The following is a 15,005-nucleotide window of genomic DNA, read 5'->3' as shown; positions in this document are numbered from 1 at the left end:
CCGTCTTGCCATTTACTGAGGATCAACGCGATGAGCAAAACCCACTTCGGCTTCGAAAGCGTCGAGGAAAACGAAAAAGCGAAGAAAGTGGCGGGTGTGTTCCATTCGGTCGCGAGCAACTACGATCTGATGAACGACCTGATGTCGGCGGGCATGCACCGCGCGTGGAAGGCGTTCACGATCGCGCAGGCGAACGTGCGTCCCGGCTTCAAGGTGCTCGACATCGCGGCCGGCACCGGCGACCTGACCAAGGCGTTCGCGAAGGCAGCCGGGCCGACGGGCGAGGTCTGGCACACGGACATCAACGAATCGATGCTGCGCGTCGGTCGCGACCGGCTGCTCGACAAGGGCATCGTGACGCCGTCGCTGCTGTGCGACGCGGAGAAAATCCCCTTTCCGGACAACTACTTCGATCTGGTCACGGTCGCGTTCGGGCTGCGCAACATGACGCACAAGGATGCCGCGCTGGCGGAGATGCGTCGCGTGACGAAGCCGGGCGGCCGCGTGATGGTGCTGGAATTCTCGAAAGTCTGGGATCCGCTGAAAAAGGCGTACGATCTGTATTCTTTCAAAGTATTACCGTGGCTTGGCGACAAGTTCGCGAAAGATGCTGAAAGTTACCGGTATCTTGCTGAATCTATCCGAATGCACCCCGATCAGGACACGCTGAAGACGATGATGGAACAAGCGGGCCTCGATGCCGTCAAATATTACAATTTGTCAGGTGGCGTGGTAGCTTTACACATGGGAGCCAAGTACTAAGGGGCTCTTTCCATACATTTGTCTTACATCTGGAGAAGCTGATGTCCGAAACGCGTTCGTTGTTCAACCGTAGCAAGCCGTCGAAGCCGTGGGCTCGACGAGTCGGCACACTGCTGATGGTCGGCCTGCTCACGGCCGGCACGTTCGCATCGCTCGACGCTGAAGCCAAGCGCATGGGCGGCGGGCGCAGCATCGGCCGCCAGAATTCCACCGTCACGCAGCGTCAGGCCACGCCGCCTGCGCAGCAGCCGATGCAGCAGGCCGCGCCGTCGCAGGCGCAGCGTGCGAACCCGGCCGCGCCCGCGCCGGCCGCGCAGCCCAACCGCTCGCGCTGGCTCGGGCCGATCGCCGGCCTCGCGGCCGGTCTCGGCATCGCGGCGCTGCTGTCGCACTTCGGCCTGGGCGGCGCATTCGCGAGCATGATGGCGAACGTCATCGTGATCGCGCTGCTCGCGATGGTCGGCATCTGGCTGATCCGCAAGTTCATGAACCGCCGTCGTCCGCAGGAGCCGGCATACTCGGTCGGCGGCTCGGCGTCGTCGTCGGGCGGCTACTCGCAGAGCCCGTCGTTCCAGCAGGGCGGCACCGGCAGCAACTATGCGGGTAGCGGCAGCAGCTACGCGAACGAAGCGCAAGGCGTGTTCGGCGGCGGTGCCGCGGGCGCAGGCGCGGCAGCGGCGGCGGCAGCACCGCTCCAGGTGCCGGCCGGCTTCGACACCGAAGCGTTCCTGCGCAGCTCGAAGGTTTATTTCGTGCGCCTGCAGGCCGCGTGGGACCAGGGCAACCTGGCCGACATCCGCGAGTTCACGACGCCCGAAATGTTCGCCGAGATCAAGATCGACCTCGATTCGCGCGGCAACGAGTCGAACCAGACCGACGTCGTGCAGCTCGACGCGGAACTGGTCGCGATCGAGGATCGCGGCATCGAGCAGTCGGCGAGCGTGCGTTTCCATGGGCTGATCCGCGAATCGGCGAATGCGTCGGCCGCGCCGTTCGACGAGGTGTGGAACCTGTCGAAGTCGGGCAGTCAGGGCTGGCTGCTCGCGGGCATCCAGCAGATCAACACGCACTGAGCGTGTCCGGCGGCCACGCCGCCGGACACCCGGGCAACGGCCGCCGCACTGCGACCGCTTGCCGCCCGGGTGTGCGGTCAGGCACGGCCTGCCGACGATCCGACGTTACAATAGAAACCCGCGTGGGCGCCCGGCCTGCGCGGGTTTTTTCTTTCCCAGCCCGATGACCTTTGCCGCCAAGCCTTTTGCTGCTGCTGTCAATCACCTGCTCGCCCGCGAATCGTGGGCGCGCGACCGCCTGATTCCGTATGCGGGCAAGACTGCCCGGATCGACGTGCCTCCCGTTACGCTCACGCTGCTGGTGCAGCCCGACGGCTATCTGTCGGCCGTCGACGCGCACGATGCGCAACAGGTCGACGTGTCGATCGCGCTCGCGGGCGACACGGTCGCCGCGTTCCTGCAGGGCGGCCAGGCGGCCGTGATGAAGCACGTGAAGATCGAGGGCGATGCGGAGTTCGCGACGCAGATCGCGAAGCTGGCCGAGCACCTGCGCTGGGAACCTGAAGAAGATCTCGCGAAGCTGGTCGGCGACGCGGCGGCATACCGGATCGCGACGGTCGTGCGCGACGCCGGTGTGCGCGCGCGACGTACCGGCCGCAACGTGCTCGATTCCGTTGCCGAATACTGGCTCGACGAGAACCCGCAAGTCGTCCGGCGCGCATCGCTCGGCGGCTTCGACGCCGAACTGGCGCGCGCACGCGATGCGCTCGCGCGGGTCGAAAAGCGGGTCGAGCGACTCGAACAAAAAATCGGCGCGCGCACGGGTTCCGGCCCGCGCGGCGCGCACTGAGGGCCGCAGGGCATGCGCATTTTCCGTTTCATCAAGATTGTCTACACCGTCATCCGCTTTGGTCTCGACGAAGTGATGCTGTCCCGGATCGACGACCGGCGCGTGAAGCTGCTGCTGCGGATCACGACGATCGGTCGCCGTTATTCCGATCCGCCGGCGGTGCGGCTGCGCCATGCGCTCGAAAGCCTCGGCCCGATCTTCGTCAAGTTCGGCCAGGTGCTGTCGACGCGCCGCGACCTGCTGTCGGTCGATTTCGCGAACGAACTCGCGAAGCTGCAGGACCAGGTGCCGCCGTTCGATTCGGCGGTCGCGATCGGAATCATCGAGAAGTCGCTCGGTGCGCCGGTCGACGAGCTGTTCGACGAATTCGAGCGCGAACCGGTCGCGAGCGCGTCGATCGCGCAGGTGCATTTCGCGAAGCTCAAGCAGGGCCAGCACGCGGGCAAGGCCGTCGCGGTCAAGGTGCTGCGCCCGAACATGCTGTCCGTGATCGATTCCGACCTCGCGCTGATGCGCGACATCGCGATCTGGACCGAGCGCATGTGGGCCGACGGCCGGCGCCTGAAGCCGCGCGAGGTCGTCGCCGAGTTCGACAAGTACCTGCACGACGAGCTCGACCTGATGCGCGAGGCCGCCAACGGCAGCCAGCTGCGCCGCAACTTCGCGGGCCTCGACCTGCTGCTCGTGCCCGAGATGTTCTGGGATTTCTCGACGTCGCAGGTGCTCGTGATGGAGCGCATGACCGGCGTGCCGATCAGCCAGGTCGAGACGCTGCGTTCGGCCGGTGTCGACATCAAGAAGCTTGCGCGCGAAGGCGTCGAGATCTTCTTCACGCAGGTGTTCCGCGACGGCTTCTTCCATGCGGACATGCACCCGGGCAACATCCAGGTGAGCCTCGATCCGAACACCTTCGGCCGCTACGTCGCGCTCGATTTCGGGATCGTCGGCGCGCTGTCCGATTTCGACAAGAACTACCTCGCGCAGAACTTCCTCGCGTTCTTCAAGCGCGACTACCACCGCGTCGCGACGCTCCACCTCGAATCCGGCTGGGTGCCGCCCGAGACGCGTGTCGAGGAGCTCGAAAGCGCGATCCGAGCGGTGTGCGAGCCGTATTTCGATCGCGCGCTGAAGGACATCTCGCTCGGCCAGGTGCTGATGCGCCTGTTCTCGACGTCGCGCCGCTTCAACGTCGAGATCCAGCCGCAGCTCGTGCTGCTGCAGAAGACGATGCTGAACGTCGAGGGGCTCGGCCGCTCGCTCGACCCCGAGCTCGACCTGTGGAAGACCGCGAAGCCGTACCTCGAGCGCTGGATGACCGAGCAGATCGGCCTGCGCGGCTGGTACGAGCGCTTCAAGGTCGAAGCGCCGCAGTGGAGCAAGACGCTGCCGCAACTGCCGCGCCTGATCCATCACGCGATGGCGGCGCGCCACGACGCGCCGCGCGCGGCGAGCGAGGACCTGATGCGCCAGATTCTCGTCGAGCAGAAGCGGACGAACCGGCTGCTGCAGGCGTTGCTGATCTTCGGTCTCGCCGTCGGCGTCGGGGCGCTTGTCGCGCGCGTGCTGCTCGCGCTCGCGTACGGCACATGACCGAAAGGAGCAGGGCGATGTCCGATCCGAAGCAACCGGCTACACCGGCGGCCGCCGATTTCACGACGAGCGATCCCGGCAACGCATCGTTCTGGGACGAACGTTTCGCGCGTGGCGTGACGCCGTGGGAATTCGGTGGCGTGCCCGACGGGTTTCGCGTGTTCGCGCATCGGCTCGAGCCGTGCGCGGTTCTGATTCCAGGCTGCGGCAGTGCGCAGGAGGCCGGGTGGCTCGCGCAGGCCGGCTGGCCCGTGCGTGCGATCGATTTCTCCGCGCAGGCAGTGGCAGTTGCGAAAGCGCAGCTCGGCGCGCATGCGGAAGTCGTCGAGCAGGCCGATTTCTTTTCGTACCGGGCGCCGTTCGACGTGCAGTGGGTGTACGAGCGCGCGTTCCTGTGCGCGCTGCCGCCGGCCATGCGCGCCGGCTACGCGGCACGCATGGCCGAGCTGCTGCCCGTGGGCGGATTGCTGGCAGGTTATTTCTTCCTGATGGCGAAACCGAAGGGGCCGCCGTTCGGAATCGAGCGTGCCGAACTCGATGCGCTGCTCACGCCGCACTTCGAACTGATCGAGGATTTGCCCGTGACCGATTCGCTGCCCGTGTTCGAAGGTCACGAGCGTTGGCTGACGTGGCGCCGCCGCTGATGCGCGGGTGTCGCGGCCATTGCCGGAGCGCGGCGGGGTTTCAGCTATAATTCAAGGTTTTGCAAGCCGTTTCCAGTTTCCGCGGGAAAAATATCATGCCGATCTACGCCTATCGATGCGAAGCGTGTGGCTTCGCGAAGGACGTGCTCCAGAAGATGAGCGATGCGCCGCTGTCGCAGTGTCCGGAATGCGGGAAGGACGCATTTCGCAAGCAGGTCACTGCGGCGGGCTTCCAGCTGAAGGGTTCGGGTTGGTATGTCACCGATTTCCGCGGCGGTTCGGGCGGCACCAGCGCGCCGGCGACGGCGTCGGGCGACGCAGCGCCGGCCGCACCGGCGGAAGCCGCGCCCGCCGCGGCCGCGCCGGCGGCATCGAGCAGTTCCGAAAGCACGACGACGAGCGCTGCGCCTGCCCCGGCAGCCGCGCCCGCCGCCAGCAGTTGACCGTCGCGGCCCGGCCGGGCTGCGACCAACCCGCGCCGCCGGCGCGGTTCATTGACGGCAGATGATGAAAAAGACGACCCTGAAATCGGTGTTTCTGACCGGCCTGCTGGTTCTCGTCCCGCTCGCGATCACGCTGTGGGTGCTCGGTCTCATCATCGGCACGATGGACCAGACACTGCTGCTGCTGCCCGAATCGTGGCAGCCCGAGCGGATGCTCGGCTTCCACTTGCCGGGGATCGGCGCGGTGCTGACGCTCGCGTTCATCTTCGTCGTCGGGCTGGCCACGCGGAACTTCATCGGCCAGAAGCTCGTCACGTGGTGGAACGCCGTGGTGCGTCACATCCCGGTCGTCGGGCCGATCTACACGAGCGTCAAGCAGGTGTCGGACACGCTGCTGTCGAGCAGCGGCAACGCGTTCCGCAAGGCGCTGCTGATCGAATACCCGCGTCGCGGCTCGTATACGATCGCGTTTCTGACCGGCACGCCGGGCGGCGACGTGCTCAATCATCTGACGGAAGAATACGTGAGCGTCTATATTCCGACGACGCCGAACCCGACGTCGGGCTTCTTCCTGATGCTGCCGAAGAGCGAAGTCATCGAACTCGACATGTCGGTCGATGCCGCGCTCAAGTACATCGTCTCGATGGGCGTGGTGGCGCCCCCGGCGCCGGTTCCGGCGCCTGCGCGCCGCCCCGTCGAGCCGCCGCTGTAAGTAAAGAATCATCGCCCGGGCCGCGCGTTGCGGCACCCGTTGATCAAACCGAACGAAAGCAAACATCATGTCGATGCGTACTGAATACTGCGGTCTCGTGACCGAACACCTGCTGGGCCAAACCGTGTCGCTGTGCGGCTGGGTGCAGCGCCGCCGCGATCACGGCGGTGTGATCTTCATCGACCTGCGCGATCGTGAAGGCCTCGTGCAGGTGGTGTGCGACCCGGATCGCGCGGAAATGTTCGCGACTGCCGAAGGCGTGCGCAACGAGTTCTGCGTGCAGATCAAGGGCCTCGTGCGCAACCGTCCGGACGGTACGGTCAACGCCGGCCTGAAGAGCGGCAAGATCGAAGTGCTGTGTCATGAACTGAACGTGCTGAACGCGTCGGTCACGCCGCCGTTCCAGCTCGACGACGACAACCTGTCGGAAACGACGCGCCTCACGCACCGCGTGCTCGACCTGCGCCGCCCGCAGATGCAGCACAACCTGCGCCTGCGCTACCGCGTCGCGATCGAAGCGCGCAAGTACCTCGACGAGCAGGGCTTCATCGACATCGAAACGCCGATGCTGACGAAGAGCACGCCGGAAGGCGCACGCGACTACCTCGTGCCGTCGCGCGTGAACGCGGGCCAGTTCTTCGCGCTGCCGCAGTCGCCGCAGCTGTTCAAGCAGCTGCTGATGGTCGCGAACTTCGACCGTTACTACCAGATCACCAAGTGCTTCCGCGACGAAGACCTCCGTGCCGACCGTCAGCCGGAATTCACGCAGATCGACTGCGAAACGTCGTTCCTCGGCGAGCAGGAAATCCGTGACCTGTTCGAAGACATGATCCGTCACATCTTCAAGACGACGATCGACGTCGAACTCGACGCGAAATTCCCGGTGATGCCGTACTCGGAAGCGATGGCGCGTTTCGGTTCGGACAAGCCGGACCTGCGCGTGCAGCTCGAATTCACCGAGCTGACCGACGCGATGAAGGACGTCGACTTCAAGGTGTTCAGCACGCCGGCCAACGCGAAGGACGGCCGTGTCGCGGCGCTGCGCGTGCCGAAGGGCGGCGAGCTGTCGCGCGGCGACATCGACGGCTACACCGAATTCGTGCGCATCTACGGCGCGAAGGGCCTCGCATGGATCAAGGTCAACGAGAAGGCGAAGGGCCGTGACGGCCTGCAGAGCCCGATCGTCAAGAACCTGCACGACGCGTCGATCGCGGCGATCCTCGAGCGCACCGGCGCTGAAGACGGCGACATCATCTTCTTCGCGGCCGACCGCGCGAAGGTCGTCAACGACAGCCTCGGCGCGCTGCGCCTGAAGATCGGCCATTCGGAGTTCGGCAAGGCGAACGGTCTGGTCCAGGCCGGCTGGAAGCCGCTGTGGGTCGTCGACTTCCCGATGTTCGAATACGACGACGAAGATGCGCGCTACGTCGCTGCGCACCACCCGTTCACGAGCCCGAAGGACGAGCACCTCGAGTACCTCGAGACCGACCCGGGCCGCTGCCTCGCAAAGGCCTACGACATGGTGCTGAACGGCTGGGAAATCGGCGGCGGCTCGGTGCGTATCTATCAGGAGGAAGTGCAGAGCAAGGTGTTCCGTGCGCTGAAGATCGGCGCGGAAGAGGCTCAGCTCAAGTTCGGCTTCCTGCTGGATGCACTGCAGTACGGCGCGCCGCCGCACGGCGGTATCGCGTTCGGTCTCGACCGCATCGTCACGATGATGGCCGGCGCCGATTCGATCCGCGACGTGATCGCGTTCCCGAAGACGCAACGTGCGCAGGATCTGCTCACGCAGGCACCGAGCCCGGTCGACGAGCGTCAGCTGCGCGAACTGCACATCCGCCTGCGTCAGCCGGAGCAGCCGAAGGCGTAACGCGCTTCGCATCCGGTCGTGTGTGCGTTCGCGCGCACACGACGCTCATGAAAAAGGCGCAGCGATGCGCCTTTTTCGTTTTTTGCGGTACAGTCGCAGCACTTGCCGCCCGTTCGGAGCCTGTGCCCGGCGCGCGGCCCCGTGCTGCATGAAACAAAGATGACGAAGCCGCCGAAAATCCCCGAATCCGTTCTTGTCGTGATCTACACGCCCGACCTCGATGTGCTCGTGATCAAGCGTGCCGACCAGCCCGATTTCTGGCAATCGGTGACCGGCTCGAAGGACGCGCTCGACGAGCCGCTCGCGGTCACCGCCGCGCGCGAAGTGGCCGAGGAAACCGGCATTGCGGTCGGCACCGCGGATGTGCCGGCCAGCGCGCTCGTCGACTGGCGCCACCGGATCGAGTACACGATCTATCCGCAATACCTGCACCGCTATGCGCCGGGCGTCACGCGCAACACCGAACACTGGTTCGGCCTGTGCGTGCCGCATCGCGTCGACGTGACGCTGTCGCCGCGCGAGCACGTCGACCATGCGTGGCTGCCGTTCCGCGAGGCGGCCGCGCGCTGCTTCTCGCCGTCGAATGCCGAGGCGATCCTGCAATTGCCCGCGCGCGTGGCACTCTCGCGCGCGCCGCACGGCTCGTCCGCATGACGGCGGAAGCCCGCAAGCGCTTCGCGCAATTGCGGCAGATGTTCCTGCAGGAACGCGGTTCCGCGTCGCGGCTCGCCTTTACGTCGGGCAACACCGTGCGGCTGTGCGAGGGCGGCGGCGCATTCTTCCGGGCACTGATCGAGCGGATCGATGCCGCCCGCGAGCAGGTGATGCTCGAAACCTACATCTTCTGCGACGACGCGGCCGGCCGGCCGGTGTCGGACGCGCTGATCCGCGCGGCGCAGCGCGGCGTGCGCGTGCGCGTGATCACCGACGGCATCGGCACCGCGCGCCTGCCGCTGTTCGACACGTGGGTGGCGGCCGGCGTCGAGCACTGCATCTACAACCGTTTCCTGTTCGGCCGCTTCGGCTTCTCGCGCACGCATCGCAAGCTCGCGGTGATCGATCACGCGGTTGCATTCTGCGGCGGCATCAATATCGTCGACGACTACGCGCAGGGCGGTGCGACGCTGCCGTTTCCGCGCTGGGATTTCGCGGTCGAGATGGCGGGGCCCGCGGTGTCGGACGTGCGCGCCGCGTTCGAATTGCAGTGGCACCGGATCATGTTCGGCCACAAGCCGTATGCGCAATATGCAGCCGGGCTGCATGGCGGGGAAGCGTTCCCCGACATGTTCCGGCGCTGGATGCGCAGCCATCGCTGGATCAAGGCCGGCGCGCTGCGGGTCGTGACGGAGCCGAGCGTCGCGTTCGTCGCGCGCGACAACGTCGTGAACCGTCGCGCGATCGAGAAGGCGTATCTCGCGGCGATCGGCCAGGCACGCCAGCGGATCCTGCTGGCCAATCCGTACTTCATGCCGGGGCGCAAGCTGCGCCGTGCGCTGGCGGGCGCCGCGCGGCGCGGCGTCGACGTGCGGATCCTGATCGGCCGCAAGGAATTCGCGGCACTCGATACGGCCGTGCCGTTCCTGTATCACGCGCTGCTGCGCGCGGGCGTGCGCGTGGCCGAGTACGACAAGACGATGCTGCACGGCAAGGTGGCCGTGATCGACGACAACTGGGCGACGGTCGGTTCGTCGAATCTGGACGCGCTGAGCCTGATGTTGAACAATGAGGCGAATGTCGTGCTGGTGCGCTACGATGCTGTCACGAACGAACTGCGCGACGCGATCGCGGCCGCGTTTGCCGACGGCCGGGAAATCGACCCCGCCCGATTCGCCGCGCGCCCGCGCATCGAGCGCATGCTGAACTGGCTTGCCTATACGGCGTATCGTGTCGTGATGAAGGCGCTGACGGTCGGTGGTTACGACTGACGCAGACTAAGCGTTCGCTTCAAAAATCTGTCCGCACGTTCGTGCGGAAAAGCCGCTCCGGTCCCGCCGGAATCGCGCAAAATAGCGGCTCGGTTAGACACCGGTTTCTAATAATTTCCTTGTTTCGCGAGCGGCCGCACTCAATAATAGTACGGCCGTTCGATTTTATTCGAACCCCCGAACGGTTACAGAAATAGCTATGCGAAAAGGCGAACAGACGCGTGCCGCGATACTTGAAGCTGCTTTGGACCTCGCCAGCCGTGACGGGCTGGAGGGGCTGACGATCGGCCTGCTGGCCGAGCGCATGCAGATGAGCAAGAGCGGCGTGTTCGCGCACTTCGGATCGCGCGAGGACCTGCAGGTCGAGGTCGTCCGCGAGTATCACCATCGTTTCGAAAACGAGGTGTTCTTTCCGAGCCTGCGCGAGCCGCGAGGCTTGCCGCGCCTTCGGGCGATGCTGGCCCGCTGGACGGAGAAGCGCATCCAGGAGGTGACGACCGGATGCATCTACATCAGCGGGGCCGTCGAGTACGACGACCGGCCTGACAGCCCCGTGCGCGAGCAGTTGATCGCGAGCGTGACGGCCTGGCGTGCCGCGATGCTGCGGGCCATTTCGCAGGCGAAGGAAGAAGGCCATCTGCGTGCGGATACCGATCCGGACCTGATGCTCTTCGAGTTGTACAGCTTCACGCTCGGCCTGCATCACGACGCACGTTTCCTGCATTCGCCGGATGCCGTGCGCCTCACGTGGGCCGCGCTGGAAAAGACGATTGTTTCGTATCAGAGCGAGAGCCGTTAGCGGCGCGTGATCCGCCCGCCAGGAGCTCGAGCCGTTTTGCCCACCTTTGGAGAGAGTCATGGGACAGTACGCCGCGCCGCTGCGCGACATGCAATTCGTGTTGCACGAGCTTCTGAACGTCGAAGCCGAAGTCAAGCAAATGCCCAAGCATGCGGACCTCGACGCCGACACGATCAACCAGGTCCTCGAGGAAGCGGGCAAGTTCTGCTCCGAGGTACTGTTCCCGCTGAACCAGGTCGGCGACCGCGAAGGCTGCACGTATGAAGGCGACGGCGTCGTGAAGACCCCGACCGGCTTCAAGGAGGCCTACCGGCAATACGTCGAGGCCGGCTGGCCGGCGCTCGGCTGCGATCCGGACTACGGCGGCCAGGGCCTGCCCGCGTTCGTGAACAACGCGCTCTACGAAATGCTGAACTCGGCGAACCAGGCATGGACGATGTATCCGGGCCTGTCGCACGGCGCGTACGAATGCCTGCACGCGCACGGCGCGCCGGAACTCCAGAAGCAATACCTGCCGAAGCTCGTGTCGGGCGAATGGACGGGCACGATGTGCCTGACCGAGCCGCACTGCGGCACCGACCTCGGCATCCTGCGCACCAAGGCCGAACCGAACGGCGACGGTTCGTACTCGATCAGCGGCACGAAGATCTTCATCTCGAGCGGCGAGCACGACATGTCGAAGAACATCATCCACCTCGTGCTCGCGCGCCTGCCGGACGCGCCGCAGGGCACGAAGGGGATCTCGCTGTTCATCGTGCCGAAGTTCATTCCGGACGCGTCGGGCGAGCCGGGCGAGCGCAACGGCATCAAGTGCGGCTCGATCGAGCACAAGATGGGCATCCACGGCAACTCGACGTGCGTGATGAACCTCGACGGCGCGAAGGGCTGGATGGTCGGCGAGCCGAACAAGGGCTTGAACGCGATGTTCGTGATGATGAATGCCGCGCGTCTCGGCGTCGGCATGCAGGGCCTCGGCCTCACGGAAGTCGCGTACCAGAACTCGCTCACGTACGCGAAGGAACGCCTGCAGATGCGTTCGCTGACGGGCCCGAAGGCACCGGACAAACCGGCCGACCCGATCATCGTGCACCCGGACGTGCGTCGCATGCTGCTCACGCAGAAGGCCTACGCGGAAGGCGCACGCGCGTTCACGTACTGGTCCGCGCTGCAGATCGACAAGGAACTGTCGCACGCCGACGAAGCGGTGCGCAAGGAAGCGGCCGATCTCGTCGCGCTGCTCACGCCGATCATCAAGGCGTTCCTGACCGACAACGCGTTCGAGTCGACCAACCACGCGATGCAGATCTACGGCGGCCACGGCTTCATCTCCGAGTGGGGCATGGAGCAGTACGTGCGCGACGCGCGGATCAACATGATCTACGAAGGCACGAACTCGATCCAGTCGCTCGACCTGCTGGGCCGCAAGGTGCTCGGCGACATGGGCGCGAAGCTGAAGAAGTTCGGCAAGCTCGTGACGGAATTCGCGGAAGCCGAAGGCGTGAAGCCGGAAATGGCCGAGTTCATCAACCCGCTCGCCGACATCGGCGACAAGGTGCAGAAGCTGACGATGGAAATCGGCATGAAGGCGATGCAGAACCCCGACGAAGTCGGTGCCGCCGCCGTGCCGTACCTGCGCACCGTCGGCCACCTGGTGTTCTCGTACTTCTGGGCGCGCATGGCACGCCTCGCCCTCGACAAGGAAGCGTCGGGCGATCCGTTCTACAAGTCGAAGCTCGCGACGGCCCGCTTCTACTTCGCGCGCCTGCTGCCCGAGACGGCGTCGACGATCCGCGCCGCACGCGCCGGTTCGAAGACGATGATGGAAGTCGACGAATCGCTGTTCTGACGCGAGTCCGGGCGGGGCGCGAGGCGCGCCGCCCGGATGCATCGGTTCCTGGTACTCACTTCTCCGTGCAGCCCCAACCTCCGCGCTGCACGACACTATCCGGAGACATCCCGTGAGCAATTTCCTGATTCGCAAGGTCGCCGTGCTGGGCGCCGGCGTGATGGGCGCGCAGATCGCCGCGCACCTCATCAACGCGCGCGTGCCGGTGCTGCTGTTCGACCTGCCGGCCAAGGAAGGCCCGAAAAACGCGATCGCGCTGAAGGCGATCGAGAACCTCAAGAAGCTGTCGCCCGCGCCGTTCGGCGTGAAGGACGACGCGAAATACCTCGAAGCCGCGAACTACGAAGACGACATCGCGAAGCTCGCCGAGTGCGACGTCGTGATCGAAGCGATCGCCGAGCGGATGGACTGGAAGCACGACCTGTACAAGAAGGTCGCGCCGCACATCGCGCCGAACGCGATCTTCGCGACCAACACGTCGGGCCTGTCGATCACGAAGCTGTCCGAAGGTTTCTCGGACGAGCTGAAGTCGCGCTTCTGCGGCGTGCACTTCTTCAACCCGCCGCGCTACATGCACCTCGTCGAGCTGATCCCGACCGCGCATACGCGCCCGGAGATCCTCGACCAGCTCGAAACCTTCCTGACGAGCATCGTCGGCAAGGGCGTCGTGCGCGCGAAGGACACGCCGAACTTCATCGCGAACCGCGTCGGCATCTTCTCGATCCTCGCGGTGATCACCGAGGCCGCGAAGTTCGGCCTGCGCTTCGACGAAGTCGACGACCTGACGGGCAGCCGCCTCGGCCGCGCGAAGTCGGCGACGTTCCGCACCGCGGACGTGGTCGGCCTCGACACGATGGCGCACGTGATCAAGACGATGCAGGACAACCTCGCCGACGATCCGTTCTTCCCGGTCTACCAGACGCCCGCCGTGCTCGCCGAACTGGTGAAGCAGGGCGCGCTCGGCCAGAAGACGGGCGGCGGTTTCTACAAGAAGGAAGGCAAGGCGATCAAGGTGCTCGACGCGAAGACGGGCACCTATGTCGACTCGGGCGCGAAGGCTGACGAAACCGTCGGCCGCATCCTGAAGCGCCCGCCAGCGGAACGCCTGAAGCTGCTGCGCGAGACGGACCATCCGCACGCGCAGTTCCTGTGGTCGATTTTCCGCGACGTGTTCCACTACATCGGCGTGCATCTCGAATCGATCGCCGACAACGCGCGCGACGTCGACCTCGCGATCCGCTGGGGCTTCGGCTGGAACGAAGGCCCGTTCGAAGGCTGGCAGGCCGCCGGCTGGAAGCAGGTCGCCGAGTGGGTGCAGGAAGACATCGCGGCCGGCAAGGCGCTCGCGAACGTGCCGCTGCCGTCGTGGGTGCTCGAAGGCGCGGTTGCCGAGAAGGGCGGCGTGCACACGGCCGAAGGCTCGTGGGCACCGGCTGCGAAGCGCTTCGTGCCGCGTTCGGACCTCGCGGTCTACGACAAGCAGGTATTCCGCGCGCCGCTGCTCGGCGAAGCGGGCGCCGATCCGAAGACGTACGGCAAGACGCTGTTCGAGACCGACGCGGTGCGCGCATGGGTCGACGATCGTGCGGGTGAAGACGACGTCGTGATCGTGTCGTTCAAGTCGAAGATGAACACGATCGGACCGAGCGTGATCGACGGCCTCGTGCAGGCGATCGAACTCGCGGAGAAGGACTACAAGGGCGTGGTGATCTGGCAGCCGACGTCGCTGAAGCTCGGCACGCCGGGCGGCCCGTTCTCGGCCGGCGCGAACCTCGAAGAGGCGATGCCCGCGTTCATGATGGGCGGCGCGAAGGGTATCGAGCCGTTCGTGAAGAAGTTCCAGGAAGGCATGCTGCGCGTGAAGTACGCGAACGTGCCGGTCGTCGCGGCCGTGTCGGGCATCGCGCTCGGCGGCGGGTGCGAGCTGATGCTGCACAGCGCGAAGCGCGTCGTCCACGTCGAGAGCTACATCGGCCTCGTCGAAGTGGGTGTCGGCCTCGTGCCGGCGGGCGGCGGCCTGAAGGAAGCGGCGCTGCGCGCAGCGGACGCCGCGACGGCCGCGAACGCGACCACCGACATCCTGAAGTTCGTCACGAAGTCGTTCGAGAACGCGGCGATGGCGAAGGTCTCGGCCTCCGCGCACGATGCGCGTGCGATGGGCTACGTGAAGCCGTCCGACACGATCGTCTTCAACGTGTTCGAACTGCTCGACACCGCGAAGAAGGAAGCGCGTGCGCTGGCCGCCACCGGCTACCGCGCACCGCTGCGTGCGAAGGACGTGCCGGTCGCGGGCCGCTCGGCGATCGCGACGATCAAGGCATCGCTCGTCAACATGCGCGACGGCCGCTTCATCAGCGACCACGACTACCTGATCGCGAGCCGCATCGCCGAAGCCGTGTGCGGCGGCGACGTCGAAGCCGGCAGCCTCGTCGACGAGCAGTGGCTGCTCGCGCTGGAGCGCCGCGCGTTCGTCGAGCTGCTCGGCACGCAGAAGACGCAGGAACGGATCATGGGCATGTTGCAGACCGGCAAGCCGGTGCGTAACTGAGCG

13 protein-coding genes are annotated in these 15,005 nt (G+C 65.7%); all 13 read left to right on the top strand.

What is annotated here, in order from left to right; genetic code table 11:
- Nucleotides 1–30: 30 nt before the first annotated feature.
- Entirely contained in the window at nt 31–762 is a 732-nt protein-coding gene (gene ubiE, locus ACTJLD_RS25050; protein WP_027789150.1) for a bifunctional demethylmenaquinone methyltransferase/2-methoxy-6-polyprenyl-1,4-benzoquinol methylase UbiE, read from the top strand.
- Between the two features lie 41 nt (nt 763–803).
- Nucleotides 804–1,835, top strand: coding sequence for a Tim44 domain-containing protein (locus tag ACTJLD_RS25045; RefSeq protein WP_027789151.1), 1,032 nt, complete (start codon nt 804–806; stop codon nt 1,833–1,835).
- Nucleotides 1,836–1,998: 163 nt separating this feature from the next.
- Nucleotides 1,999–2,625 carry a ubiquinone biosynthesis accessory factor UbiJ gene (locus ACTJLD_RS25040; protein WP_226181368.1) on the top strand — a complete coding sequence of 209 codons (627 nt, stop codon included), beginning with the start codon at nt 1,999–2,001 and terminating at the stop codon, nt 2,623–2,625.
- Nucleotides 2,626–2,637: 12 nt separating this feature from the next.
- Entirely contained in the window at nt 2,638–4,215 is a 1,578-nt protein-coding gene (gene ubiB / locus ACTJLD_RS25035; protein ID WP_027789152.1) for a ubiquinone biosynthesis regulatory protein kinase UbiB, read from the top strand.
- A gap of 17 nt (nt 4,216–4,232) precedes the next feature.
- Entirely contained in the window at nt 4,233–4,859 is a 627-nt protein-coding gene (locus tag ACTJLD_RS25030) for a methyltransferase domain-containing protein (RefSeq protein WP_440659844.1), read from the top strand.
- A gap of 95 nt (nt 4,860–4,954) precedes the next feature.
- Nucleotides 4,955–5,302 carry an FmdB family zinc ribbon protein gene (locus tag ACTJLD_RS25025; protein WP_027789154.1) on the top strand — a complete coding sequence of 116 codons (348 nt, stop codon included), beginning with the start codon at nt 4,955–4,957 and terminating at the stop codon, nt 5,300–5,302.
- Nucleotides 5,303–5,363: 61 nt separating this feature from the next.
- Nucleotides 5,364–6,014, top strand: coding sequence for a DUF502 domain-containing protein (locus tag ACTJLD_RS25020; RefSeq protein ID WP_027789155.1), 651 nt, complete (start codon nt 5,364–5,366; stop codon nt 6,012–6,014).
- 67 nt (nt 6,015–6,081) lie between these two features.
- Entirely contained in the window at nt 6,082–7,884 is a 1,803-nt protein-coding gene (aspS, locus tag ACTJLD_RS25015; RefSeq protein ID WP_021158416.1) for an aspartate--tRNA ligase, read from the top strand.
- Between the two features lie 159 nt (nt 7,885–8,043).
- Nucleotides 8,044–8,538 carry a dihydroneopterin triphosphate diphosphatase gene (nudB, locus tag ACTJLD_RS25010; RefSeq protein WP_027789156.1) on the top strand — a complete coding sequence of 165 codons (495 nt, stop codon included), beginning with the start codon at nt 8,044–8,046 and terminating at the stop codon, nt 8,536–8,538.
- Nucleotides 8,535–9,809: a cardiolipin synthase ClsB gene (gene clsB / locus ACTJLD_RS25005; protein WP_027789157.1), complete on the top strand. Its 1,275-nt coding sequence runs from the start codon at nt 8,535–8,537 to the stop codon at nt 9,807–9,809. The genes nudB and clsB overlap by 4 nt, the downstream gene beginning before the upstream one ends.
- Before the next feature lie 199 nt (nt 9,810–10,008).
- The gene (locus ACTJLD_RS25000; RefSeq protein ID WP_006751498.1) at nt 10,009–10,608 is read left to right on the top strand and encodes a TetR/AcrR family transcriptional regulator; all 600 of its coding nucleotides are present in this window, start codon (nt 10,009–10,011) and stop codon (nt 10,606–10,608) included.
- Nucleotides 10,609–10,666: 58 nt separating this feature from the next.
- Nucleotides 10,667–12,454, top strand: a complete 1,788-nt coding sequence (locus ACTJLD_RS24995; protein ID WP_059699907.1) for an acyl-CoA dehydrogenase C-terminal domain-containing protein — start codon at nt 10,667–10,669, stop codon at nt 12,452–12,454.
- A gap of 112 nt (nt 12,455–12,566) precedes the next feature.
- A complete protein-coding gene (locus ACTJLD_RS24990; RefSeq protein WP_021158421.1) occupies nt 12,567–15,002 on the top strand; it encodes a 3-hydroxyacyl-CoA dehydrogenase/enoyl-CoA hydratase family protein in 2,436 nt (811 codons plus the stop codon).
- The last annotated feature ends 3 nt before the right edge of the window (nt 15,003–15,005 follow it).

Origin of the sequence: Burkholderia sp. 22088 (assembly GCF_052045915.1) — a bacterium.
Lineage (GTDB): Bacteria > Pseudomonadota > Gammaproteobacteria > Burkholderiales > Burkholderiaceae > Burkholderia > Burkholderia cepacia.
Note: the sequence above shows the minus strand (reverse complement) of the source record. Positions and strands in the feature narration are given on the sequence as shown.